The 370-nt window shown below is 68.6% G+C and carries 1 pseudogene; it reads right to left on the reverse strand.

Annotated features, from left to right (window positions below):
• Nucleotides 1–370, reverse strand: a pseudogene (locus C7C45_RS33055) (hypothetical protein); the annotation flags it as partial.

Below are 370 nucleotides of genomic sequence, written 5' to 3' on the forward strand. Positions count from 1 at the left end.
AGGTCGGCGGCCTGCTGCTCCCACTGCGCGTAGGCGTCCGGGTAAGCCGACACCTGCACGGTCTGTGCGGCCTGGGTCAGGGGCATGTCCTGCCACCCGTCGACCTGTCGCAGGCCCTTGAGGAATGCGGTGGTGGAGTAGGCCGGGTCGGTGATCTGCTCCGGGGTACCCCAACCGGAGCTGGGGCGCTGCTGGAACAGGCCCAGCGAGTCGTGGTCGTTCATGTCGCCGAGGTGGCCCAGGTTCTCCAGCTTCGACTCCTGCAGGCTCGTCGCGATCGAGATGACCGCGGCCCGCTCGGGCAGGCCGGCCTTCTTCGTGGCGGCGATGATCGCCTTGGCGTTGCCGATCTGCTCGTCGTCGAGGGTGA

The sequence above is a fragment of the Micromonospora arborensis genome, assembly GCF_003205615.1.
Lineage (GTDB): Bacteria > Actinomycetota > Actinomycetes > Mycobacteriales > Micromonosporaceae > Micromonospora > Micromonospora arborensis.